The sequence below is a fragment of the Flavobacterium sp. genome, from assembly GCF_027483985.1.
GTDB lineage: Bacteria > Bacteroidota > Bacteroidia > Flavobacteriales > Flavobacteriaceae > Flavobacterium.
The window spans coordinates 32,357-55,284 of the sequence record NZ_JAIXTJ010000024.1 but is presented as its reverse complement, the minus strand read 5'-3'; the positions used below and the strand labels follow the sequence as shown (position 1 = coordinate 55,284).

Annotated in this window: 21 protein-coding genes; 15 read left to right on the top strand and 6 right to left on the bottom strand. The window is 30.7% G+C overall.

Going from position 1 to position 22,928, the window contains the following annotated elements; genetic code table 11:
- Positions 1–19 precede the first annotated feature (19 nt).
- Complete coding sequence (locus tag Q0050_RS05940; protein ID WP_298393289.1) at positions 20–646, bottom strand: NAD(P)H-dependent oxidoreductase; 627 nt, start codon at positions 644–646, stop codon at positions 20–22.
- Between the two features lie 533 nt (positions 647–1,179).
- On the opposite strand from Q0050_RS05940, the gene Q0050_RS05935 reads away from it, so the two are divergent.
- The 8 genes from Q0050_RS05935 (at position 1,180) to Q0050_RS05900 (ending at position 7,124) form a co-directional block, all read left to right on the top strand.
- Entirely contained in the window at positions 1,180–1,986 is an 807-nt protein-coding gene (locus tag Q0050_RS05935) for a hypothetical protein (RefSeq protein WP_298393287.1), read from the top strand.
- 83 nt (positions 1,987–2,069) lie between these two features.
- Positions 2,070–3,275 (top strand): hypothetical protein, encoded by a 1,206-nt coding sequence (locus Q0050_RS05930; protein ID WP_298393285.1) that lies wholly within the window; start codon positions 2,070–2,072, stop codon positions 3,273–3,275.
- Position 3,276: 1 nt separating this feature from the next.
- On the top strand, positions 3,277–4,707 hold the full coding sequence (locus Q0050_RS05925) for a WG repeat-containing protein (protein WP_298393283.1): 1,431 nt from the start codon (positions 3,277–3,279) through the stop codon (positions 4,705–4,707).
- A gap of 3 nt (positions 4,708–4,710) precedes the next feature.
- Positions 4,711–5,067 (top strand): VOC family protein, encoded by a 357-nt coding sequence (locus Q0050_RS05920; RefSeq protein WP_298393281.1) that lies wholly within the window; start codon positions 4,711–4,713, stop codon positions 5,065–5,067.
- A gap of 4 nt (positions 5,068–5,071) precedes the next feature.
- Positions 5,072–5,467: a DUF1801 domain-containing protein gene (locus tag Q0050_RS05915; RefSeq protein WP_298393279.1), complete on the top strand. Its 396-nt coding sequence runs from the start codon at positions 5,072–5,074 to the stop codon at positions 5,465–5,467.
- A gap of 8 nt (positions 5,468–5,475) precedes the next feature.
- Complete coding sequence (locus tag Q0050_RS05910) at positions 5,476–5,667, top strand: WG repeat-containing protein (RefSeq protein WP_298393277.1); 192 nt, start codon at positions 5,476–5,478, stop codon at positions 5,665–5,667.
- Between the two features lie 76 nt (positions 5,668–5,743).
- Positions 5,744–6,550, top strand: a complete 807-nt coding sequence (locus Q0050_RS05905) for an energy transducer TonB (RefSeq protein ID WP_298393276.1) — start codon at positions 5,744–5,746, stop codon at positions 6,548–6,550.
- A gap of 52 nt (positions 6,551–6,602) precedes the next feature.
- Complete coding sequence (locus Q0050_RS05900; RefSeq protein WP_298393275.1) at positions 6,603–7,124, top strand: DUF4199 domain-containing protein; 522 nt, start codon at positions 6,603–6,605, stop codon at positions 7,122–7,124.
- A 53-nt stretch (positions 7,125–7,177) separates the two neighbouring features.
- Here Q0050_RS05900 and Q0050_RS05895 read toward each other — a convergent pair whose 3' ends face one another.
- On the bottom strand, positions 7,178–9,427 hold the full coding sequence (locus Q0050_RS05895) for a M1 family metallopeptidase (RefSeq protein WP_298393274.1): 2,250 nt from the start codon (positions 9,425–9,427) through the stop codon (positions 7,178–7,180).
- A 202-nt stretch (positions 9,428–9,629) separates the two neighbouring features.
- Here Q0050_RS05895 and Q0050_RS05890 point away from each other — a divergent pair, with 202 nt between their 5' ends.
- The 4 genes from Q0050_RS05890 to Q0050_RS05875 are packed head-to-tail and all read left to right on the top strand — an operon-like array spanning position 9,630 to position 13,741.
- Positions 9,630–10,484: an aldose 1-epimerase family protein gene (locus tag Q0050_RS05890; protein ID WP_298393273.1), complete on the top strand. Its 855-nt coding sequence runs from the start codon at positions 9,630–9,632 to the stop codon at positions 10,482–10,484.
- A 3-nt stretch (positions 10,485–10,487) separates the two neighbouring features.
- Complete coding sequence (locus tag Q0050_RS05885; protein WP_298393271.1) at positions 10,488–11,048, top strand: GNAT family protein; 561 nt, start codon at positions 10,488–10,490, stop codon at positions 11,046–11,048.
- A gap of 3 nt (positions 11,049–11,051) precedes the next feature.
- Positions 11,052–12,215, top strand: a complete 1,164-nt coding sequence (locus Q0050_RS05880; RefSeq protein ID WP_298393269.1) for an ATP-binding cassette domain-containing protein — start codon at positions 11,052–11,054, stop codon at positions 12,213–12,215.
- 11 nt (positions 12,216–12,226) lie between these two features.
- Positions 12,227–13,741, top strand: a complete 1,515-nt coding sequence (locus Q0050_RS05875) for a hypothetical protein (protein WP_298393267.1) — start codon at positions 12,227–12,229, stop codon at positions 13,739–13,741.
- 24 nt (positions 13,742–13,765) lie between these two features.
- Here Q0050_RS05875 and Q0050_RS05870 read toward each other — a convergent pair whose 3' ends face one another.
- Together Q0050_RS05870 and Q0050_RS05865 are read right to left on the bottom strand one after the other, a co-directional pair.
- A complete protein-coding gene (locus Q0050_RS05870; RefSeq protein ID WP_298393266.1) occupies positions 13,766–13,993 on the bottom strand; it encodes a VF530 family protein in 228 nt (75 codons plus the stop codon).
- An 81-nt stretch (positions 13,994–14,074) separates the two neighbouring features.
- Entirely contained in the window at positions 14,075–15,589 is a 1,515-nt protein-coding gene (locus Q0050_RS05865; protein ID WP_298393264.1) for a S8 family serine peptidase, read from the bottom strand.
- 140 nt (positions 15,590–15,729) lie between these two features.
- Here Q0050_RS05865 and smpB point away from each other — a divergent pair, with 140 nt between their 5' ends.
- Both smpB and Q0050_RS05855 read left to right on the top strand, forming a co-directional pair.
- Positions 15,730–16,185 carry an SsrA-binding protein SmpB gene (gene smpB, locus Q0050_RS05860; RefSeq protein WP_298393263.1) on the top strand — a complete coding sequence of 152 codons (456 nt, stop codon included), beginning with the start codon at positions 15,730–15,732 and terminating at the stop codon, positions 16,183–16,185.
- A gap of 60 nt (positions 16,186–16,245) precedes the next feature.
- Positions 16,246–17,298 (top strand): Fic family protein, encoded by a 1,053-nt coding sequence (locus tag Q0050_RS05855; protein ID WP_298393261.1) that lies wholly within the window; start codon positions 16,246–16,248, stop codon positions 17,296–17,298.
- 35 nt (positions 17,299–17,333) lie between these two features.
- On the opposite strand, the gene Q0050_RS05850 is transcribed toward Q0050_RS05855, so the two are convergent.
- Together Q0050_RS05850 and Q0050_RS05845 are read right to left on the bottom strand one after the other, a co-directional pair.
- Entirely contained in the window at positions 17,334–21,080 is a 3,747-nt protein-coding gene (locus Q0050_RS05850; RefSeq protein ID WP_298393259.1) for a transglutaminase domain-containing protein, read from the bottom strand.
- 57 nt (positions 21,081–21,137) lie between these two features.
- Positions 21,138–21,779: a protein-L-isoaspartate(D-aspartate) O-methyltransferase gene (locus Q0050_RS05845; protein WP_298393257.1), complete on the bottom strand. Its 642-nt coding sequence runs from the start codon at positions 21,777–21,779 to the stop codon at positions 21,138–21,140.
- A gap of 178 nt (positions 21,780–21,957) precedes the next feature.
- On the opposite strand from Q0050_RS05845, the gene Q0050_RS05840 reads away from it, so the two are divergent.
- The gene (locus Q0050_RS05840) at positions 21,958–22,926 is read left to right on the top strand and encodes a Gfo/Idh/MocA family oxidoreductase (protein ID WP_298393254.1); all 969 of its coding nucleotides are present in this window, start codon (positions 21,958–21,960) and stop codon (positions 22,924–22,926) included.
- Positions 22,927–22,928: the final 2 nt, after the last annotated feature.

Here is a 22,928-nt window from a genome sequence, read left to right as displayed (position 1 = left end):
ATTTATTTACTAAATGTAATTACAATCGAATGAAAAGTTGGTCTTTTTCACGTCTTACTTTTTTGAGTTTCGCTAGATAATCATTGGCAGTATCGCGATATCCTAATGGAAGAATGACTGTGCTTGCTAATCCTTTTTCTTTTAATTGTAAAAGTTCGTCTAATGCTTTTTTATCAAATCCTTCCATTGGTGTGCTGTCAACATATTCTTCGGCAGCAGCAACTAAAGCAAATCCTAATGCAATATAGGTTTGCTTTGCATTCCAAATAAAATTATCGACATCAGTATTTTGTAACTGTGTTTCAATATGTTCTTTCATAGATTGCAAACTATCTAAAGAGACATCTCTGACCTTGGCTATCCTTGCAAAATAATCGTCAATATGTTGTTGCGATAATTTGTCCCAAGCGGCAAAAACCAACAATGCAGAAGCGTCAGTAATTTGAGATTGATTGCTAGCAATAGGTTTTATCTTTTCAAGCAACGCTATGTCTTCAATAACAAAAACAGAATACGGCTGCAGTCCAAACGACGATGGGGCAAGAGCAATAGCATTTAAAATAATTTCTAGTTTTTCGTTCGGAATCTTAATTCCGTTCATTTTTTTGGTGGCATATCGCCAAGTTAATGCTGTTGTAATTGACATAGTTAGTCTTTTTTAATTATAGATTTGAATAGAAGTTCCTACTCGTGTTCTTGTTACTATATTCCTATTATTTGTTTGGATAACCGACTACAAAATCCTCTTCACTACTCTACATTCTGTTTGCTTTTTTGTGTAATTTTTTGCGGTTTCTTTATTGCAACTCCAAACTAATTTAAAACTTATTACAAAGTTTGGTTTTTTACACACAGAAAGTATTACACATAAAATCTTATGATTTGTAACATCATCACATTAACAGAATTAATTTGAAAACTTAAATTATAGAAAGGAAAACAGATGAAAAAAAAGAGTTTATAATGGAAGTTCTTTACAGCAAAATCATAGGATTATAAACTACATAAAATTTCAAAAATACCTTTTCTACATTAAAAATACATTATTCAAACATTTATAAAACAACAAATATAAAACACCTAAACCATTGATTATTAACGTATAGATAATTTAAAATTGGACTAAAAACAATAAAGTCATCATAACTTTGACAAAGTATTAATCAAAAACTTTTCATTATGAAAAAAATTATGTTTTACGTGTTTTCATTAACATTTTTAGTCTTTGGACAAACGTTTGCTCAATCTGTAGCAGAACAAAATTTGAACTCCGCAATTCAATCAGCAGAGAATGTACAACAGGAAGTCGTTGTTGCTAGAAAAGCGGTAAATCAGTTGGTAAAACAATTAGCTATTTTAAACAATCCGAATGCCATTTTATTTGAAGACAAAATGAATTATCACGTGAATTCCGTTCTAAATAATTCAGATGAAATTCAATCCTATGTAGCTTATGCGCAAACAAATTCATCAATTCCATTTTCAACAACGTCGATTGTAAATAACGCTAATGAATTAGTGAACCAAAATGATATCATTATGGATTTGACTGCACAAATAAAGACTGCAATCACTGCAAATAATTATACTTTGGCATTAAGCTACATTCAACCAATTAGAACTGCGTTATCAAGACAATTTAATAAATCAGGTGCAATAATTACTGCAATTGAAGCGATAAAAATTAGTATTAAAACTTATAACGTATGTATTACTCCTATTGATAATAATGGTAATGCTACCACTTATAACGCTGGTTTTTATGCTCAAAACTTAACAACTGGAGCTTATTATTATCCAGGAAATCCGAATGATCAAGATTATGGCTATGGGAATTGCTTTTACAATTTGCCTCCTGGAACCTATACTTTTGGTTCTTTTCAAGATTACTTCTGTGGAACAAGTTCAAACACAGTTACTTTATCAGATAGTCTTTTAAATGAAGAAAACACTATTGAAGTTGTATTGACCGTTTGGTGTGAATAGTTATTTTAAGTTTTTTACTAGAAACAGAGATTGCATTTTGTGGTCTCTGTTTTTTTTTATACATTTATTTTTTGTTGCTACTTATGAAATCAATTGTTTTTTGGTTCCTTTTATTCTTTTCAACGATTAGTTTTGGTCAATTTCAATCACCTGAACCTAAAATTATTTTACCCGAATTAAAGCTTCCTGAAAACAACTTAAACTACTTAAAATCCTATCGTAAAAAAGTAAAAAAATCTATCATTGATAAAAAAACAACTGAATTTGATGAAGAAGGAAACATAATTAAAGAAATCATTGTAGATTTCCCGATAAAAAAAACAATTCTATACAATTATAGTAATGGTGTTTTAGTTGAAAAAAGCACTACATCTGAAGCTAATTCGGAAGCTTTAAATCGATTAAATTCTGAAACATTAATTAGAGAAGCCAATCAAAATGCGGTCGCACTCTACGAAGATGTTAACCAAACGGAACTTTATAAAGCTATTTTGGACTCAAAAAATAGGGTAATTTCATTTACAAATGAAACGAATTATCAAGACAACAAAACCAATAAAACTAGAAAAAGTAACTTTGAAACCACATTGGTTTATGATAATAATGCTATTGTTGAAATCAAAAAATCAAACGCAACAGAACTCTATTTCTATGACAAAAATCTAATAGTCAAAAAAGAACTGACACAAACTCAAGGTCCGACTAAAAATATTGAAACGGATATTTATACTTACGACAAGAACAAAAATCTTATTGCAATTCACCATTCGAGCCAAATTTTTTATCCGAATAAACCGGTTAGAGAAAATAGTTTTTTAAAAGATTCTGCTGTATATAACAATAAAAATCAGTTAATTAGAAGTGGTACAAAAATTAGACACATCACCTATCAATATGATAGTAAAAACAATTTAACGGAACGGTTTCAGTACCACGACGAAAAACCTTATTTGAAAGAAGAATTAATCTATACGAACAATGTTGTTAGTAAACATATTACGACTCATTTCAATTCAGCTCCTAAAGAAAATTTGATCAGAACGACCACTTATGACTACAAAAATGGTAATTTAATCCAACAAGAAACGCAAGGTTCTAGTGCTAAATTTTCTAAAAAAACAACCTACCACTATGATACAAAAAATAGATTAGAAAAAGTTACTGAATACTCCAAAATTGGCATAGAAAACCCATACAAACCAAGTTCTGAAAAACGTTGGGAATACACCGAAAATAGTCTTAAAATAATAGGTTCATATGGCGATATTATAATTTATGAATTCTATTAAAATGAAAAAAACAGCTTTATTTATTGCGGTCTTTTTGATAAAATTTTATTGTTTTTCACAACAAAAAAATGAATTTCGTTCTATTGCTGAAATGAATACTGACGAAAAAGAAATGTATGACCTTTTGCAAAAATCGGTTATGGCTTTGCTGAATAATAAACCTACAGCCAAACTTTTTCCGATGTTCAAAATATTTGAGGACAAAAAAGTATTTGTGTTTAGTTCCTTGATTTATGACGAACCTTATTTTCAAACCTATGATGAAGGTTCAGGAACTGCAACTTATACGGTTTCCTTACATTTTACAAAAAGAATAGAGCCAAAAGAATATCCAGAAGTAGGTGAAAGTGGCAATGGAACTGGATATGGAACTGGTTCACCGAGATCTGAACGAACCTACAAAACTCCTGTAGAATATTATTTATCGGTTGACTATTCCAAATCCAATAATTCATTTCAAGATAGAACGTTACTTAGTGTCAAGAAAGACAAACCCTATTTTGATAACAAATTTTCTAGAGTTAAATTATGGAAGTCCAACGGTGATAATGTTGTCAATCCGTTACTTTATAAAATTGATAAAGAGAATTATGTGAGTTATGTCGATAATGAAATTGCTATTTATAAAAAGGATAGTTTGTTTGGAATCATCAACCCTAAGAATAAAGTTATAGCACCATTCAAATTCAAAAGTTTGCGGATTTACAAAATGGGAATTCTGGCTCAAGAAAACAAAAACTTTTATTTTATTGATAGAAAAGGTAAAAAAATTAGCAAAAATTATGACAAAGTCGAAGTCAATTTCAATCAAAGTTTCGATGCCGTTTTAGATTGCTTTAAAGTAAGAATTGGTGATAAGTATACGTTAGTCAACAATAATTTTGAAGAAAAATTACCTTTAATTTATGACAAAATCAATTTCTTTAACTATAAAAATGTTCTCACCAAATTACTTCTCGAACGAAACGGAAAAAAAGTAATTTTTGACATTGCAAAATGGGAAGAAACCAAAATGATTTATGATTATATTCAAGTTCTTGACGACAAAGAAATGATAGTTTCCGAAAATGGTAAATTCGGAATTGTGGATCATACTGGTGTGGTAATATTGCCATTAGAAAATGATTCCATTACCTATTTACCCAATTATAGCAACGAAGGATTGCTGTTGGTTATAACAAAAAATAATAAAAGTGCACTTTATGTAAATAGAAAGTTCCTAACCGATTTTGATTATGATATTATAACTTCGATGTTTGGTGGCATAAAGGTTGAAAAAAATAAAAAATTTGGTCTGATAGATACTACAGGAAAAATAATTCTTTCTACTGAATATGACACATTAGAATACATCAAAAAAGTAAAGAAAATTGAGGCAACAAAAAATGGAGCAATCACATCTTTTGATTTAAATGAACTTTATAAAAAGTAAAATATGCTAACCAACATCAACCCAAAACTTCCGATGCGTGATAAAAAAATTACGATGGATTTTTACTTAAATAAATTAGGATTTCAATTGTTTGGAAGTCCAAATTATGATGGCTATTTAATGGTGCAAAAAGACCAAATCCAGCTTCACTTTTTTGAATTTAAAAACTTAAATCCAGATGAAAATTATGGACAAGTTTACATAAGAACCAATTCTATTGACACTGTTTACCAAACCTTTTTAGACGCAAAAGTGTGGATACATTCCAACGGACAATTGGAAAACAAACCTTGGCAACAAAGAGAATTTTCTATACTTGATCCTGATAAAAATTTATTAACCTTTGGACAAAGCTTATAAAATTATGATTCATCAAGACATTATCAATTATAACAATTCTAAAACAGAAGAAGACCAAGCTATTTGCAACAAACTGCTAGAAATCATTCACGGTAAGCTTTTCGATTTTGAAAATAAACTATGGCACGCACATCCTGTGTGGTTTGAAAACGGAAACCCTATTGTGGGTTACGACAAATTGAAAAACGGAGTACGACTGATGTTTTGGAGCGGAGCAAGTTTTGAAGAACAAGAACTAAAATTAGGTTCCGGAAAATTCAAAGATGCTTCTAAAACCTATACATCTGTTGCCGAAATTAACATTACTGAAGTAGAACGATGGCTTCAAAAATCGACGACAATTCAATGGGATTATAAGAATATTGTAAAACGAAAAGGTGTTTTAGAACGCTTGAAATAATATTTAAAATGAATAAAAATTTATACTTAATATTGCTTCTCGTTATAAGTTTTGGTTTTTCACAATCTTACAATGTTCCGTATAGAAAAAGAAATCTTTGGGGTTACGCCGATAAAATTGGCCAAGTGATCATTGAACCCAAATACGATTCTGTGAGTACTGAATTTAAAACTTTAGATGAATATTCTTTTAATTTATAATATTTCAAAAAAGAGAGTAAGCGTTGTCCAATAGGAAATAATGGCGTTAAATTTTACCAAGATTAAAAAAAATAATATGAAAAAAATAATCCTACTTCTGATTTTATTAGGCTCAAAAAACCTTAGCGCACAAACTAATAATGATAAGCTGATTTTAGCAAAATGTAAAAAACCTTTGATAGAAGTATACAAAACACACGGCGTTATTCTTGACAAAATCGAAAACTACTTACTGGAAATCTCTCAAATCGAACAACCAGTATCGAGTCATATAAGAGATCACAAAATTGATTCCATTAAAAGAATCCATAATTTGAATCTATGTGATTATTATCTTCAACTACGAAAAAACAACGAACAATTTTATCCACTAATTAAATCGAAGGAAGATGCTCTTTTAATTTCTAATTTTGTTAGCGAACGATTTGTGAAAATTGATCAGCTCTATCGCTCTTTTGTAGAAGAGAAAAAAGTTGAAAAAGTGATAGAAAACACTACAAATAATAAGATAAACGACACTGTAAAACCTATTTTCGAAATTGGACCAACAATAGATGCCTGTAAAGATTCGCCATTGGGTATTGAAGCGTGCAGTTATCAAATTATTTATAAAGCAATAATGAACAATTACGCAGTTCCTGAAATACGTATCATTGAAAATAGCCTATTTAAAATATTGGTAAGTTTTAGAATAAATAAAGAAGGAATTGTTGAAGCGATTCGAATTAACAAAACGTCAGGATATTTTGAATTTGATATGGAAGCAATAAATGTTATCAATCGCATCGGGAAAAATAAAAAATTCAATCCAGCGAAAATGAATGATAAAGCCGTAGAAGTTTATTATACGATTCCAATCAACGTGATGAGTCAACAAGATTGATGATTATACAAAAAAAAATGTAATTTTGAATAACCAACCAAAAAACTATTATATGAAAAAAATTATTTTAAAAAACGGAATTATTGGCGGACTAATTGTAGCTGTATTTTCAGGATTAAGTGTCTATATTCATTCTAAAAATCCTGACGATCCGACTTTAAGTTATATTTTGGGATTCACAGGAATGTTTATTGGTTTCATCTTTACATTTGTTGGGATGAAACACTATCGTGATACCATAAACAATGGTTCAATAACATTTGGTAAAGCCTTCACTATTGGCACATTGATAGCTTTTATAATAGCAACAATCTATGTTGTAGTATGGCTTATAGAATTAAATAATTTCTACCCAGATTATATGGATAAAATTTCGGCATCTGAAATTAAAAAATTGCAATCAAGTGGTTTGAACACCAACGATTTACAAATAAAGATTGAGGAACTAAATCAAATGAAAGAATCTTACAAAAATCCTTTATTCGTAATAGGAATGACCTATTTTGAAATTTTTCCTATTGGAATTATTTTTTCATTGATAAGTGCCTTGATTATTAAGAAAGGGAAGAAATAAAAACGAAAAAAGGTACGCAAAACGTACCTTTTTTTTATGAAAATATTTTAAGCTTATTTGTCTTTAGTGAATTCAAATGACTGACCACTAATTGACAATGTAAAACCATTTTTAGCAGTATTGAATTGAATAGTTAAACCTGCTTGCTCAAGAGTAAATTTACCATTTCCTTTATCATCAAGAGGTGTTGATGGTTGTCCTGGTGAATTAATAACCAAACTATCATCTTCTTCAGTAAAGTTGATTTTTAATGGAATTTTAGTACTTGAATAATCACCAACATAAACATCAAGACCTTTGCTCTTCTCTACTCCATTCTTGACATCGGTCCAAACATTATTTTCTTCATTAACATCAGGAAAAGCTTTGTCAGGATCTATAGTTATTGATTCTAATTCTTCGTTAGTATCAACATTAAAAGTCCACGTATTATTGCGCTGCCAAATTTCTACAGGCAATGCTTTTCTTGACGTTTTACCCGATTTAGTTTTCATTTCTAAAACAACAGGCATCGGCATTTTTTCTAAATTTTGGATAGTTACCGTTGCACCATTTTTAGCATCACCTTTAACATATTTTACCTTTGTGATAGCTTGATCTAATGCCCAATTGTTCATAATCCAACCTCTCCAAAACCAACCTAAATCTTCTCCGGTTACATTTTCAAATGTTCTAAAAAAGTCATCTGGCTGCGGATGTTTGTATGCCCATCGCTCGATGTATGTTCTAAAAGCTTTGTCAAAACGCTCTGGTCCAACAATAGAATTACGCAACATTTCTAAACCTGAACCTGGTTTATAATAAGCTAAAATTCCTAAATTAACTTCTTTTAAATTATCTGGTGCCGCAATAACTGGTTCCATTTCAGGGTTAGTTAATACAAATGATGCTTGATGCATATCTGTAACTGGCTGTTTGTATTCACCATTATTAAAATCTTGAGAACTCAATCCATTAATAAAAGTGTTAAATCCTTCGTCCATCCAAGCAAATAATCGCTCATTAGAACCAACAATCATCGGAAACCAAATGTGTCCGAACTCGTGATCAGTTACACCCCATAAATCAGCACCTCTTGATTCCCAGCTGCAAAAAACAATTCCTGGATATTCCATTCCACCTTCATTTCCAGCTACATTGGTTGCTGCAGGATAAGGATATTCAAACCATCTTTTAGAGTAATTTTCAATCGAAGCTTTAGTATATTCTGTAGAACGTTCCCAACCATTATTTCCGTTACTTTCTTCAGGATAAGCTGAAATAGCAACCGATTTTTTTCCGCTAGGAAGATTGATTTTAGCTGCATCAACAATAAAAGCTGGTGAAGAAGCCCAAGAAAAATCACGTGAGTTTTTGATTTTAAATTTCCAAGTTAAAGTGGCTTTTCCTGCTGGTCTTGAAGCCGGATTTTTAACCTCATCAGCTGTTCTAATCATTACTGTTTTGTCGCTAGCTTTTGCAGCAGTCCAACGCTTTTGTTGTTCTGCAGTATATACTTCATTTTGATTTAACAATTCACCCGAACCAACCACAATGTGCGAGGCTGGAGCTGTAATTGAAACATCAAAATCACCATATTCTAAATAAAACTCACCTGCGCCCAAATATGGTCTTGTATTCCAACCACGAACATCGTCATAGACACACATTCTTGGATACCATTGTGCCATCGTAAAGATTTTTCCGTTTTTAGTCTCTAAAACGCCCATTCTATCTGAACCATATTCTGGCGATACGAATGAAAAATCAATTTTTAATTTTACAGAAGCGCCATTAGCATTTAAACTTTGCGGTAAATCTACTTGCATTCTTGTATCAGTAACCGTAAACTTAGCTTCTTTTTCTGAAACCTTTCCGGCTACAGTTGTGACAACTTTAATAGAATTAATTTTAAATCCACCATCAAAAGCTTGCCCTTTTGCACCATTTCTACTTCCTTTTAGTGGAATGATAGCGTTTCCTCTTGAGTCTTTTTTAAATAAATTTTGATCAAGATTTAACCATAAAAAACTCAGTTTATCTGGACTATTGTTGGTGTAAGTTACAACTTCTGAACCCTTTATTTCATTAGTTCTTTCGTCTAAAGAAGCGGTAATTGTGTAATCAGCTCTGTTTTGCCAATATTTTGGACCAGGTTGTCCGCTTGCTGAGCGAGTTTCAGTGGCATTTTTGGTATAAAAATTATTACCAAACGCTTCGTTGTAATTGTAGTTGCCAGTTGCAGGAACTTGTTGAGCAACGGCAGTATTGAAACTAAAAACAAAAGTTCCGACGACTGCTACTTTAAAAAAGAAATATTTCATAAAATTAAAATTAGTAAAACAAATTAAGGCAAAAAAAACTTGTTACAGTTCAAAAGCATTCCTATTTGTATGTTAAAAAATCAAATTGTTACTAGATTTAATCAATTTATCTCCTTTGTAAATCATTTCTTATCTAAAAATGGCGTAATTTAAAATAATAAAATACATTTACGTAGTCGAAAAAGTAAAACTTGTTTATTTAATGAAAACTGTACTTTCTAATTCAATACTTTCTGCTACAATTAAAAGTGATGGCGCAGAACTGATTTCACTGACTAATATTCAAAATAATACCGAATACATTTGGGAAGGTAATCCTAACTTTTGGGGAAAACATTCACCGGTTTTATTTCCAATAGTTGGAACTTTAAAAAATAATGCATTTGAATATGAAGATAAAAAATATGAATTATCGCGTCACGGTTTTGCTAGAGATCATAATTTTTCGGTTATCGAACAAACTCAAACTAGTGTCACCTATTCGCTACAAGCAACCGATGCAACAAAAAAAGTATATCCTTTTGAATTTGAATTGCATCTAATTTATATTCTAAAAGGTAATAAATTAGTAGTTGAATATAAAATAATAAACAACGACACTAAAAAAATTCCGTTTTCAATTGGTGCTCATCCTGCTTTTGCATTACCCAATTCATTTGAAAAATATTCTTTAGCATTTGAACATCAAGAAACTTTGACTTGTTTTACTCTAGAAAATGATTTGTTATCAGATACAACATTTGAAATTGAATTGGATAATAAAAAATTACCTTTAACCTATGCTACATTTGAAAATGATGCACTGATTTTTAAAAAATTACAATCTAAAAGCATTACCATTTTAGAAAAAAATAATCCAAAATTAAAAATAGCTTTTGATGATTTTCAAAATCTCGGCATTTGGACTAAGCCCAATGCACCTTTTATTTGCATCGAACCTTGGTTAGGATATTCTGATGTCGTTGATGCTAGCGGTAAACTCATTGAAAAAGAAGGCATACAATTTGTAGCAGTCAACGAAACTAAATCTTTTCAATTCCAAATAGAAATTCTTTAAATAATGTTAGAAATCAATTTTCATCCGTTTAAAAATCTTGAAACTGAGCGACTTTATTTGAGAAGAGTTGCTGCAACTGATGTCAAAGAAATACTAGAGCTTCGTGGCAATCCTGGCACAATGAAGTATATTCCACGACCATTGATTTCAACCGAAGAAGAAGCAATGGAGCATTTGAAAATGATCGATGATAAAATCGACAATAATGAAGGTATCAATTGGGCAATTACATTAAAAGGCAACCCAAAATTGATTGGCATTATAGGACATTACCGTATTCAACCCGAAAATCATCGTTGCGAAATTGGTTATATGATTTTACCCGAGTATAACGGACGAGGAATTGTCACAGAAGCGATCAAAGTAGTTTTAGAATATGGCTTTGAAGACCTCAATATGCATTCAATAGAAGCAGTTATCGATCCTGAAAACGTAGCTTCGGAGAGAGTTTTATTAAAAAATGGATTTATAAAAGAAGCTCACATTCAAGAAAATGAATTGTGGAATGGAAAATATTGGGATTCTGTAATTTATTCACTACTAAAAAGAAATTTCAAAAAATAACATATGAACGAATTTGAAAAACAATTTCAGGAGTTGCAAGACTTTTTAAAGTTTGAAGACTTTACCATTCTCACCAAGAGAGTTATCGATTTAACTCTTGATACCGAAGATGTTAACCATTACAAAAAAACGAATGATTTTCTTGTTTGGTTAGATCATAATGAAAGTAATATTGAAGCCAAGAAAGAAAAATTTAAAGACATTTTGTCTGATTTGCACACTAGTTTGGTAACAAAACCAATTCCTGCTAAAGAATTATTGGTTTCAACTTCCGATTTAGTAAAAAGTTACGGTGCATCAAGTTTTGGTCTCGGACCAATTAAAATGGAATTGTATCAAGGTCAAATTTTAGGATTGGTAGGCGAAAACGGTAACGGAAAAACAACTTTGTTAAGAAGTTTGTGCGGTGAATTATGTCCGTCAAGCGGAACAATAAACTATAATTTTCAATTCGACGATAATTATGATTTGAGAACAAAATTGGTTTACATTCCGCAGCGCACTGATTCTTGGTATGGCTCAATGTTTGAAAACTTGCAATTCACTGCGACAAATTATGGCTACAAACCTGAAGAAAATGAATTGATTGTTGAATTAATCATTGCTCGTTTGGGTTTAAGAAAATACAGAAAACACAGTTGGTCTAGTTTATCATCGGGCTATAAAATGCGTTTTGAATTGGCTCGAATGTTATTAAGAAAACCGAAAATCTTACTCATCGACGAACCGTTAGCGAATTTAGATATTCTTGCACAGCAAACCGTTTTAGAAGATTTCAAAGCGATAGCAAAATCACCATTCAGGCCTATTGGAATTGTCTTGAGTTCACAACAGTTATATGAAGTTGAAAAAACATCCGATCAAGTTATTTTCTTGAAATATGGTAAACAAAAAAATCTTATTGAAAATGCAACTAATGAAGAGGATACTGTTATCGAAAACAATTTGGTTATCGAATTTGAAAGCGAATGGAATCAGAGTCAATTGGGAGAAACATTTGATAAATTAAATATGATTTCTTTGCAATATAATGGCGGAACGTATATCATCAATTTTCCAGAAGAAGTTAGTATTTATGACTTTATGAAGGTTGTCATTAACCAAAAAATTCCGTTGCAATACTTAAGAAATATTTCCAATTCAACACGTCGCTTTTTTGTATCCTAAATCTAAAAATTATGTTTAAAAATATTCAAAAACAGTTACTGATAAAATATCCTTTACTTTGGAATACGAGAGTTGTTCCTGTGTCGATTATACTTATTGCAGTAAATATTATCTTCTTTTTTATCGGATATGTTGAAGGAAAATTGAACTTTAGCGAAGATGAAAACAATTATAATTACGACAATGATGGTTTGATAATTTTCTTTAGTAGTTTCTTATCTATCTTAATAATCATCCTTTGGTTGCTCTTTTATTTGAAGAATAACTCGTTTAAGTCATTTTATCCCAAAACCAACTTTTCATTACTTAAAGAATGGTTTATAATATTGTTTATCAGTTTTTTAACTTGCTTGTTTACCTATTCTTTTTATTATGGTAAAGAAACTAGAGTTCGAAGTTATTATTCAGAAAAAGAAGCTAAAGAACGATGTGAAATTCTTAGTAAAGGTTCCTTTTTTATTGATGGATCGTTTTCAAATAACTACAGAAATGATGAATATGACGAAGCTGGAATAGCAACTGTAATACCAGACGACTCAAATGCATCAAAAAACAACTTTATTTACTTCAACGGAAAAAAATACAACTATTTATCATTGTTGAACAAGAACGTCAATAGTTACACTTTTTTTGATTTTGAAAGCGATTCTTTACGTAAAAAAACAATCAAAACTTGGTTAGTAAATCAGCAAAAAGATTCTATTAAAAATCTCTTTAAAAGCTATCTTAAAATTGCAAAAGAACACAACCTAAAAGCCAATATTGATGCCTATAAATGGTTTGATTTGATCTATGATCATCCCAATTTTGAAAAGTACAATTTGATTGGAAAAAATAATGAAAGTGAAGTTTATTATCCAAGTAATTACACCAACGGAAGCGTTTTTGATAGCGTGAATAAATATATAGTTACTATTAAAGACCAACAATTTGAATACTACAAATACTATGTTCCTGAGGCTAAACTGCATTATAATTATGATAAAATTGCTGATTCTTGGAATACTCCAAGTATAAATTTTGATACATTATTAATCATACTTTATCTCGCTATCGGATTATCGTTGTTGGTATTTTCGTTTAGGGTGACTTCTATAAAAAATTGGATGGTTGCAGCTGTAAGTTTAGGTATATTAGGAATTCTATTTGGAATCATTAGTTTGATTATTAAATGGGATTACACCTTTCCAACTCTTGTAATTATTACTGTCGTTTTAGCCGTAATTTATTTTATTTATATATTATCGAAGAAGAAAAATAAAAGTATTTCTGGAGTAGTTGTGAATGTCGTTCTGTGGTCAGTTCCGGGAATTTTGCCCTTAATTTACTTTCTGTATATAGAGTTTTTAAGAACTTTAACCTATAAAGATAATGTGCCCTATGAGTTAAGTGAATACTATCCAACGATAAAATTCCTTAGAGATAACTCGATTATTTTCTTGTATTTAAATATTCTATTTGTACTTATTATTATGCTACTTCTTTCCTCAAAAATAAAGAAATGGCGTGGCTTAGCAGAAAACTAATAATTAAAAACCCTTTAAAGCAATTTAAAGGGTTTTTAATTTAGGTAATGTTCTTATGTATAATTCTTCTACTTTTTTTCTTGCCCAATCTGTTTTTCTCAAAAAAGTCAGGCTAGATTTCACGCTCGGATTGTCTTTAAAACAATTAATATTGATAAATTCGGCTAAGGTGTCGAAACCATAAAATTCGACTAATTGTTCGACAATAACTTTTAACGTAACACCGTGAAGAGGATCTTTTGATTTTTCCATAGCGCAAAAGTAGTATTAATATTGATTGGATAAAAAAACCATCAAAATTTCTTTTGATGGTTTATATTTTTGAATTGATTATTATTGAACAGCCAAAGCAGCATTTACGTTACCATAACCATAATCAGAATTTCTTGTAGGGAAATAAGTAGCCGATTGACGCATCTTGTTTAAAACTTGATCTCTTGTCCAAGATGGGTTTTTAGACCAAACTAAAGCGGCAATTCCTGCTGTAGTTGCAGTTGCTACAGATGAACCGCCAACGTAGTCACTTTGATTATCATAATAACTTGTAACAGGCACAGTGTTTCCAGAAGCAGCACGTTGCATCTGAACAGTAAATTCAATTTTTCCGCCAGAATGACAAACATCACATTTTTGATTAGATGTGCCTTCTTTAACACCAGTTACAGCAACAGTTTCTGGCATCCACGCTGGAAAAATTACTCCAACAAAATTGGTAAAACTTGTCGAAGTTCCGCCTGCACAAAAAATTAACTTTCCTTTACTGTAGGCATATCTCACACCATCTTCAATTTTTCCTGACGAAAAAATATGTCCTAACGACATTGAAATAATTTTTACGTTTGTATTATTTCCTAAAGCAGTAAAAGCATTTTTTACACCATTTTGTTCGTGATAACCATCTAAAACAACATTCGAAGCTGCTCTGTAAACAATTAAATTAGAATTATAAGCAACTCCAACTGGTAATCCATTATCGTTTCTTGGTGCAGCAGCTACAGATGACATACTCGTTCCGTGACCACATTGATCATTTGGTCCATCAGTTCCAGTGCTCCAAGGCCAAACAGAATCGACATATGTTCCGAATTTTTGAATGGTTCTTCCGGTTGAAAGTCCGTCATTAAAATTACTTCCTAACAAAGTTTGACTTGGAGAAACACCTGTATCAATAATTCCAATTGTAACACCTCTTCCTGTAGAAACATTCCAAGCTGTTGGAATATTGTGCTGATAGAATGACCAAGGCACTTTTGCACCTGGAGTAACCGTTGTAAAATCAGAGGCACTTAAAGTTGATGATTCAAATCCGCATCCTGAAGAACTTGACGAACTTGACGAAGACAAAGAAACTTTTTGTTGAGCCGTTTCAAAATATTTGTAATCACCAGGTTCAACATATCTAATTTTAGCAGTTTTTCTTAAAGCAATAATGGTTTCTTGCTTTTCGATATAAACATCAACCAAGTTTAAAAAAGTATCACTTGAAAGCAAAACATCTTCTTTAGACTTACCTTCATAATGCGCAATTAAATTTAAAATTGTAGCTTGTGTTGCAGCGTTATTAGTAGATTTACTTCTATCAAAATCTTTTTCAGAATTACCAAAACCTATTGTAACAATATGATTTCCTCTGAAAGCGGCACTCCAAAGTAAGTGATTAGAGGCATTTTTCCAGCTAAAAGTTCCTTTTGTAGCAATAGCTTCATCAATTTGAGCATTTACTTGTTGCGCTGTTAACGGATTTTTTTGTGCTGCATCAACGGTAATTTCATCAAATGAATCCTCTTTAGAACAAGAGGCAAAAACAAATACTGATAAAATAATAATTTTTAGAAAATTTTTTGTCATACTCTTTAGTTTTTTAAGGTTGGTTTTACGAATATAATAATTTTTTGGATAGATTTTAAAAATGTTGGATTAAAATTTTATCATTTCGATGATTCATAAATCCTTTTAGTTTAATAAAATTGTTACTACATTTGCATTCTATGATTAAAACTGCAAACATACTTAACAAAAGAGCCAAATTCGACTATGAAATAATTGAAACTTATTCGGCTGGAATAGTATTGACAGGTACAGAAATAAAATCCATTCGATTAGGAAAAGCTAATATTACCGAAAGCTTTTGTGAATTTAATGATGCTAGCGAACTTTTTGCAATTAATACATCAATCGAAGAATATACTTTTGGTAATCAATTCAATCATAAAGCTAGAAGCGAAAGAAAGCTACTACTTAATCGAAGAGAACTTAAATCACTTGAAAAAAGCGTTGATACCAAAGGACTAACTATCATTCCTTTGCGTTTATTCACTAACGAAAAAGGTTTGGCTAAACTCGAAATCGGACTATGTCGAGGAAAGAAAACTTACGATAAAAGAGAATCTCTTAAAGAGCAAGATACTAAACGTGATATTGATCGAATTAAAAAAAGTTTTTAAGAACTTTTTTTTTACAGAAAAAAATGACTAAATTTGTCACGACAATAAAAGTCATTGAAGATGAATGCTATTTTAAAGAACGCTAGAGAACAAAAAGGTATTAAAACACGTGAGTTGGCACAACTAATGGGTATTGATCAAGCGTTGATTAGTAAATTCGAAAGTGGAGCAAGAAAACCCACAAAAGAGCAAATCAAAAAATTATCGACGATTTTAGATATTGATTATGAAACTTTAATGGTAGCTTGGTTAAAACAAAAAATACTTTATGAAATTGGCGACGATAGAGAATTTGCATTAAAAGCGATGCTCGTTGCCGAGGAAGAATTAAAATATTTAGCATCATTTAAGAGAAATCCTTTATCAAAAGATTTACAAAAAATTCTAGATGAAATTGATACCATAAAAAAACAACTAGATCATTATCGAGCCTTTGATAGTTTTAGAATTGCACAAGCTCTCGAGTTAGAATATACATTTGAAAGCAATAGAATAGAAGGAAACACACTAACCTTAAGAGAAACCGATTTGGTCATCAATGAAGGGCTGACCATCTCTGGCAAAAGTATGCGAGAGCATTTAGAAGCTATCAATCATACGGAAGCTATTGCCTATATAAAACAATTAATGGAACGTAACTTTCCGTTAAACGAAAGAGAGTTGCTATCGGTTCATAATTTAATATTACGTGGTATAATTCCAGAAGATGCTGGACGCTATAGACGTGTTCAAGTAATGATAAAAGGCAGTAGTCATATGCCGCCACAACCTTTAAGTGTTCCAAAAGATATGGAAGATTATTTCCTTTGGTATGAAGATAATAAAACTAAAGTTCATCCTGTAATTTTGGCAGCAGAGATGCACGAACGCTTAGTAACCATTCACCCATTTATTGATGGAAATGGAAGAACTTCTCGTTTAATAATGAACTTAATTTTACTGCAAAACGGTTATGTAATAGCCAACATTAAAGGAGATTATGAAACAAGAATGAATTATTATCAATCACTAGAAGTAGCACAAACCAAAAACAACAAAGAAGATTTCTTGTTGTTCATAGCAAAAACTGAAAAAGAATGTTTAGAACGCTATTTAAATATCATCAGCAAATAAAAAAACCCATTCTATTTTGAATGGGTTTTTGGTTTTTATTTAAATCCTACGATTTGTTCTTCTGCTGCGATTACATCTTCAACATATTTTTTATAATCAAGATAATCAGTAGTTGCAATTTTATCCCAATTTAGGGTTACTGTTCTTACCACTTTCAACTCATTTGGTTTCAGCAATTCAAAAGTTATTTGATATTTATGACCTTTGAACGTATATGTTTTTCCTTCTGGAATTTCTGTGAATTTTTTGTCTTGCGGAATATTTAAAACCACTTCTGAGTTATATTCATTACTTGTTTCATATGAAAAATAATCGATATCATATTTTCTAGATTCCAAAGCAATAATATCTCTCGTATATACTTTGTCTAAAAATGGTACATCGGTAATTTTTAAATTTCCTACAGTTTGAATTCGTTCTGCAATTGAAAATTGTGTTTCAAAAGTTATGTCATTATCATAAGTCTCATTTTTCAAAACTTTAGAAGATTGAACTGAAACTACTTTCTTTAATTTAGAATTATAATCTTCTTCTATTCGTTTTTTACGAACATCTTCGGTTGTGGCATCTGAGAACATTTCGTTGTAATAAGATTTATTTGCTCCGCTCACATTAAAAGTATTTACGAAACTCTTAGCTTTATCATCAATAGTTACTGAAGTTTTAGAATTTGATATATTTTTTAATGCGTTATCAAACGGAATTGCAATAATTTTAGACTTTTCATTTTCAGCTTTATCAAATGAAATTACTAGTGCATTTGCTTTATATAAACTACTTGGCAATGCCTTGAATGGAAGGTATTTATCCGTTAACTCAAGGAAATAATCTTTATTATCGATAGTTACTTTAACAATGCAATGATTGAAATCATTAGATGGCAATAACATTGATGTAAATCCATTGTCATTAGTTGTAACTAAAACAAGATTGGCTTTCATTCCAGCTAACTGTGATAACGCCACAAATAATGTTGAAACGTCTTTACAATCTCCCAATTTAGTAGTTATAGTTTTAGAAGGTTTTTGCGGAACATAGCCACTTTGTCTAAAATCTAATGAGCTGTACTTGATGTTATTTTCAATGTAAGAATATATTTTTTTTGCGATTTCTTCTTGAGAAATTCCTGCAACACCATTCGGAAAAATTTCGGCGAAAGTCTTCTTGGTGATTTTATCTAATTTTAAATTTTTCTTCACTAAATCAGAATACCAATTAGAAATTTCTTTCCAAGACTTAATCGTACTGATTCTTATTGTATTGGTTAAATCACTAAAATTTGGCGCATAAGCCTCACTAAGAGCCATTGCTGGAACGTTAGTTTTTTTCCACATCATGTAGGTTTTATTATTAACCTTTCTAGTTGTTGCTGGAACTGTACCATTAATAAAATCAGAAATATACTCAGTTCCTGGAGGATAAATCAATCCGAAAACTGCTTCTACTGCAGGATAATAACTGTTGAAATAACACGACAAATCAAAATCCTTGTAGAATCTACCATAAGAGTTTTCGTAACGTTCGTATTGGATATAAATTACGTCACCCACTTTTAGATCAGTAAACACTAATGTTCCATCTCCTTCTTCTGCTGGAACAATCGAACCATCTTGCTTTACAATTTCAGATTTTAAAACGGTATTGTTATATGATTCAACATTGTATTCTTTTAATTCTTCAATTCCTTTTTCAGATGTTATTTCGTATAAAAAGGTAATTTTAGCTTTTCTTCCGCCTTCTGGTAAAATATTAACGATGTATTCGTCCAACAAAGTTGTTACACCAAAATCACCTTTAAGTGTCGAATTTCTTCTTTGCTTTATTACTTTATATATATCTTTTGTAGCGACTTCTTCAATTTCGTCGGGTGTTTTAGTGATATCATAAAGTTTTTTTCTTAATTCGCTATTTCCTGAATTATGAGACAAAGACTGACGGATAAATTTTTCGGCTTCCTTAAGATTATTTAAATTGTTATAAATAGTTCCTTTCTTTTCCATCAAGGAATAAGAATAGGGAAAATTTGCCAACCCTTTATCAACCTCTACTAAAGCTTCAGTATACTTTTTATCATCTACTAAAAGTTCAATATAATCAGCTCTTAAACCATTTGAATAGGAATATTTTTGGCTAGATTCTCGAGTGATTTTTTCAACATCATCTTTTCTATCAGCATCATCGTAGTAACGTTTTAATTGATTTAAAGCAAGTAGATTTTCTTTTTGATTAACTAAGTCTTCCAACATCTTGATTGTTTTAGACTTGTCATTTTTCAGTTTTTCGTAAATACCTGAAAATGTCGTAACATAAAATTCATTATTATCTGATTTAGCAAATAATTCTTCAATTTTTTGAAGCATTTGATTTACATCTGACTTTCTTGAAGCTAGAATGAAATCAAATAAAGTAGTAACCATTTCTGATTGTACTAAATTAGTTTTCTCACGATATTTTTCTAATTCAACGATGTTAGTTGAGCGCATCCATTCTTGGTCTTGAATTTTCTTTAAAATATTGTAGTAATAATTTTCATCATTAACTTCCATATTTTTTGCAATTTCTTCAACCTTTTGTTCTTCTTTTTTGTTTGCATAATTGGTCATTTGCAACACCTGAATAAGAGAAGATTTTGGATATTCTTTAATCAATTCTTCAATAATATCATTCGCTAAATCATTTTTACTGTTATTAGAATAAGCTTCAAAAAGCATTATTTTATAAAGTACATTGCTAGGATTTTTAGCAATTAAATCTTTGAAATACTCTTCAAATGACGGATTTAATTCAACCACATTTAATTGCTCTAACGTTGATTTATTGTATGTTTTAAATTTATTAGTAATTACCAAATCAGAAATTTTCTTGTTGGCCTCATCAGTTAAAGAGACAAAAAAGTTATCATTGCCGCCACTAGTTGAAAATTTCACCAATAAACGATTGGTACCTTTTAGCAATTTAAACTTTAACTTAAAAGCATTAAGATCCGTATGCTCCGACATATTATTGGAATAAATTTCGGCATCATTTACAAATATTTTTATAGAAGAACTGGTGCCAAAATTTAAGAAAACTTCTTTATCTGAAGGACTATCAATAAATACTTGAGAGTAGATAATTCCATCACCATACTCTGCTTCGTTAGTATAAAAATGATATCCTTCATTTTGTTTATCCACCGGAATATACCAACCAATTTTTCCGTTGCTATTGGCGTCAAATAATTTATCATTATTGGCGTAAACTTCTGGTTCATATTCGGTTTCTAAACCACTATCGTTAAGATTTTCAAAAACACCACAATATTGCCAATCTTCAATAGCATTTAATTTTTTAATATTATCGGTAAATCCTTGTGTGTTTTTTCTTTTTCTATCACAAACAGCTTTGAAATAAATAACTAAAGGATCATTACCAAAAACCTCAGAAGCTGCTAATAAATCTATCTTTTTATAAGTATAGTCATTAAATCCATTGGTAGTTGAATTATCCATCATATAAGGTTTGTACCAAATTGGATACAGATAATTTTTTTCCTTGCAAGTGGCAATAAATTGTTTTAAAATTTGATCATCAAACGCTAATTTTCCCATCTCATACTGCAACATTGCATCAAGAATTAGGTAGTCAACATTAATACTTATCTTGGCTTTTAACTCTTTATCAAAAAGTTTTCTAGCCTCTTCTCTTTTGTTAGCTAGCAATAAATCCCATACTTTTTTTTCAGATGTTTGTGCGACTATTACATTTACAAACAAGATACAAATGGCAACTAGTTTTTTCATTAATTAGGTTGATTTTAATTTTGGTACAATATAGCAATTCTTGTAATATGTTGTAAATTAATTCTTATTTTCTAAAAGCGGAACAAATTTAAAATCACCAAATTCATGCTTTTCAAATTGAGTTTCGTTTTTACGAATTAATAATGTCATAATTTGCTCTTTCTCACCAACAGGAATTACTAATTTTCCACCAATCTTTAGCTGCGCCATTAAAGGTTTTGGGATAATTGGAGCACCAGCAGTTACGATTATACTATCAAATGGCGCGTGATTTGGCAGACCTTTGTAACCATCGCCAAAAGAAATGTGCTTAGGTCGAATTCCTAGTTTTGGCAATAATAAAGAAGTTGTTTTAAACAATTCATTTTGTCGTTCAACGGTATAAACAGTTGCTCCCATCACACACAAAACGGCAGTTTGATATCCTGAACCTGTTCCGATTTCAAGAATTTTGTCACCTTTTTTAACTTCTAATAATTGACTTTGAAAAGCAACGGTATAAGGTTGAGAAATCGTTTGTCCAGCGCCAATAGGAAACGCTTTATCTTGATAGGCAAAATCCTCAAAACTGGAATTCAAAAACAAGTGCCTTGGAATTATTTTGATGGCTTCCAAGACGTTTTTATCGGTGATTCCTTTTTCGTGTAAAACTTTAGCTAATTGATTTCGAAGTCCTTGATGTTTGTTTGTATCTTTCATATTATTTTGAGAAACAAAGCGATGCTTTATTGTATTTATTTCTGTAAAAATAGATTGAAAAAAGCCAAAAAACAAGTTCCATTTTTCAAAAAATTTTAAACTTATTAACCTTGAAATAATTTCAAGGCATACTTTTAAACTTTAAACTAAAAGTGTACTTTTGATAAAATTTTATTTTATGCTTAAAGTTGGCGTTTTAGGTGCAGGTCATCTCGGAAAAATACACTTACGATTGTTAAATCAATCTGATAAATATGAATTGGTTGGTTTTTATGATGAAAATCAAGAAAACGGTGCCAAAATTGCAGCCGAATTTGGATATAAACAATTTGATACCATTGCCAAATTAATTCACGCGGTTGATGTTATTGACATTGTTACTCCTACTCTTTCTCATTATAAATGTGCTAAAGTTTCAATTAAAAGTGGCAAACACGTTTTTATAGAAAAGCCAATTGCTACAACGGTTGAAGAAGCTGAAGAAATTATTGCGTTATCTAAAGAATATAATGTTAAAGGTCAAGTTGGACACGTTGAACGCTTCAATCCCGCATTCATTGCTGTTAAAGACCAAATTGAAAATCCGATGTTTATCGAAACGCATCGTTTGGCTGAATTTAATCCTCGTGGCACTGATGTTCCAGTGGTTTTAGATTTGATGATTCACGATATTGATGCAATTTTAAGTGTGGTAAAATCTAAAGTTAAAGCCGTTCACGCAAGTGGCGTTTCTGTTTTGAGTCAATCTCCAGATATTGCCAATGCACGAATTGAATTTGAAAACGGTTGTGTTGCCAACATAACTTCAAGTAGAATTTCGATGAAGAACATGCGTAAATCACGTTTCTTTCAAAAAGACGCTTACATTTCGGTAGACTATTTAGATAAAATCTGTGAAGTGGTAAAAATGAAAGACGCTCCAGAAGTACCTGGTGACTTTGATATGATTCTTCAAAATGCAGAAGGCGAAAAGAAACAAATCTATTTCAATAATCCTGATGTTTCTCCAAATAATGCTATTTTAGATGAATTAGAAACTTTTGCAGATGCAATAAATAATAATACAGCTCCAATTGTAACACTAGAAGATGGAACTGAGGCTTTGAGAGTTGCTTACATGATTATTGATTCTATGGAAAGTAGATAATT